General features: G+C 73.3%; 3 protein-coding genes. 2 read left to right on the top strand and 1 reads right to left on the bottom strand.

Going from position 1 to position 2,582, the window contains the following annotated elements:
• Positions 1-11: 11 nt before the first annotated feature.
• Positions 12-632: a phosphoribosylanthranilate isomerase gene (locus tag ROTAS13_RS22820; protein ID WP_075823529.1), complete on the top strand. Its 621-nt coding sequence runs from the start codon at positions 12-14 to the stop codon at positions 630-632.
• 57 nt (positions 633-689) lie between these two features.
• Here the strand turns inward: ROTAS13_RS22820 and ROTAS13_RS22815 are convergent, their stop codons facing one another.
• Positions 690-1,571 carry a GNAT family N-acetyltransferase gene (locus tag ROTAS13_RS22815; protein ID WP_083755686.1) on the bottom strand — a complete coding sequence of 294 codons (882 nt, stop codon included), beginning with the start codon at positions 1,569-1,571 and terminating at the stop codon, positions 690-692.
• 210 nt (positions 1,572-1,781) lie between these two features.
• Between ROTAS13_RS22815 and ROTAS13_RS22810 the strand changes: the two genes are divergently transcribed.
• A complete protein-coding gene (locus tag ROTAS13_RS22810; protein WP_019462920.1) occupies positions 1,782-2,453 on the top strand; it encodes a haloacid dehalogenase type II in 672 nt (223 codons plus the stop codon).
• Positions 2,454-2,582 lie beyond the last annotated feature (129 nt).

The following is a 2,582-nucleotide window of genomic DNA, read 5'->3' as shown; positions in this document are numbered from 1 at the left end:
ACGGTGGAGCTGTGCGTAGATGTGATCAAGAGACAGCCGAGATGCTGGGCTTCGTCTTCTTTCCCCCCTCGCCCCGCGCGATCTCGCCGGAACGGGCCGCCGAGCTCTCCGCCCTGGCGCCTGCCGCCGCGGAAGGCGGGCCGCTGCGGGTGGGGCTCTTCGTCGATCCCTCCGAGGAGGCGGTGGCGGCCGTGCTCGCCGCCGTGCCGCTGGACATGCTGCAACTGCATGGGGCGGAAACCCCGGAACGCTGCGCCGCGCTGCGTGCCCGCTTCGGCCTGCCGGTGATGAAGGCGCTGGGGATCGCCGTGCCGGAGGACCTCGCCGCCCTGGCCGGCTACGCCCCTGTGGTGGACCGCTTCCTGCTCGACGCCAAGCCGCCCGCCGGGGCCACCCTCCCCGGCGGCAATGCCGTCACCTTCGACTGGCGCCTCCTGGCCGGACGGAACATCCCGCGCCCCTGGCTGCTGGCCGGGGGGCTCACCCAGGCCAATGTCGCGGCGGCGGTGCGGCAGGCCGGCGCCCCGGGGGTGGACCTTTCCTCGGGCGTGGAGCGCGCGCGCGGGGTCAAGGACCCGGCGCTGATCGCCGCCTTCGTGCAGACGGTGCGCGAGGGCGGCCGGGCGGGCTGATCCGGCCGCGCTTCCCGTCGGCCTCGCCCCACACCGGCTCCGGCGCTCCCGCGGTCCTCAGCCCAGTGCCTGGCTGACCAGGGCGAAGCGGCGCAGCGTGCCGTCCGGGCGTGGCGGCGTGCCGTGCGCCATGCCGGTGGCGGGCCCGGCATCCTCCAGCCCGAGGCTCCGCAGCCAGCCGGGCAGGCCGGTTTCCGCCGGCACGTCCAGCCGGATGAACTGCCCGGGACGCGAGGACAGCCAGTGCGCGACCAGCGCCCGCGCGCCGCCTTCGTCCGGCGCCACCACCGGGCCGATCACCTGCCCATGGCCGAATCGGCGCAGCAGCGCGAAGCCCACCGCCTCGCCCTCCCGCTCCAGCACCACGCCCTCCGCCACGGACAGCAGCGCCGCGATCAGCGCCTGGCGCGGCATGCCGGTGGCGCGCTCGTCCAGCGCCGCCAGCACGGTGCCGTCGCGGGAGTCCAGGGGGCGCAGCCGGTGCCCGGGCGGTGGCGCCACCGATGGCGGGGAGAAGGATGCGCCCTGGAGCTGGCGGATCTCCCATCCCGGTGCGAAGCCCAGGGAGCGGTAGAGCGGCAATCCGTCGTGCGTGGCGTTCAGCAGCACGGTGCGGCGTCCCAGCCGGTCCAGCACGGCTGCGGTCAGCGCGCGGCCGATGCCGCGTCCCCGCGCCGCCTCGGAAACGATCACCAGCCCGAGCGTGGCGAAGCCCGGCCCATAGCGCCAGCCGAGCGCCGTGCCGGCGAGTTGTCCGTCATGCTCCGCCGCCACCCCTTCGCCGAGTCCGAGGACGAAGCGCCAGTCCTCTTCCCGGTGCGGCCAGCCCTGGGCGGCGGAAAGGGCCCGGGCCGCCGGCAGGTCCGACAGGGCCAGGGAGCGCAGGATGGGGCGCGCGACCGCGCCGCCGGGCGGGGGGCTTTCCTGCCGGTTGGCCATGCGTCACTCCTCGGATCTCGCCATGCTCACCGGAGAGGCCCCCCCCAGGAAGGCGCCGGCACCGGAGGAACAGCCATAGAGGCGGGACGGCGGCAAGGGCATCCGTTTTCGCGCCGCCCCGCCAAAGGGGAATGCACGCGGCCCGGACTTCGCGGATAGGATCGCCCCCGTCCCGGCCAGCGCCGGATTCGGATGGAAAGGCAGCGCCCCATGCCCCGCCTGCGCCCCAGCTTCATCACCTTCGACTGCTACGGCACGCTGACAAACTTCCGGATGGGGGAGGTGGCGCGCGCGCATTTCGCCGGCCGCGTGCCGGCGGCGGAGATGGACGCCTTCCTGGGCAGTTTCAGCGCCTATCGCCTCGACGAGGTGCTGGGCGCCTGGAAGCCCTATGCGGAGGTGCTGGACAACGCCATCCGCCGCACCTGCCGCAAGCACGGCATTGCCAGCCAGGAGGGCGACGGCGACGTCTTCTACCGCGCCGTGCCGGGATGGGGGCCACATCCGGACGTGCCGGAGCCGCTGAAGCGCGTGGCGAAGGAATTCCCGCTCGTCATCCTCTCCAACGCCTCGGACGAGCAGATCCACAGCAACGTGGCGAAGCTGGAAGCACCCTTCCACGCCGTCTTCACCGCCGAGCAGGCGCAGTCCTACAAGCCGCGCATGAAGGGCTTCGAATACATGCTCGACCGGCTCGGCACCCGGCCGGAGGAGGTGCTGCATGTCTCGTCGAGCTTCCGCTACGACCTGATGACGGCTCATGACCTCGGCATCACCATGAAGGCCTGGGTCAACCGCGGGCACGAGCCGCGCGGCAACACCTTCTACGGCTACCACGAGATCCCCGATATCGGCGGCCTGCCGGGCCTGCTCGGCCTCTGAGCCGGTAGGCGCCGCCCACCGGGTCGCGCCTCACGGTCTGGCGTTGCGCTGTCCCGGGGGACAAGGCTCCGCCTTTTCCCCCGGCCCCCCTTATCCGCCAGGACACTGCGTGCCCTGGACCCGATGAGT

Origin of the sequence: Roseomonas sp. TAS13 (genome assembly GCF_001950415.1) — a bacterium.
Taxonomy (GTDB): Bacteria; Pseudomonadota; Alphaproteobacteria; order Acetobacterales; family Acetobacteraceae; genus Roseomonas; species Roseomonas mucosa.
This window is presented reverse-complemented; position numbering and strand designations above follow the sequence as displayed.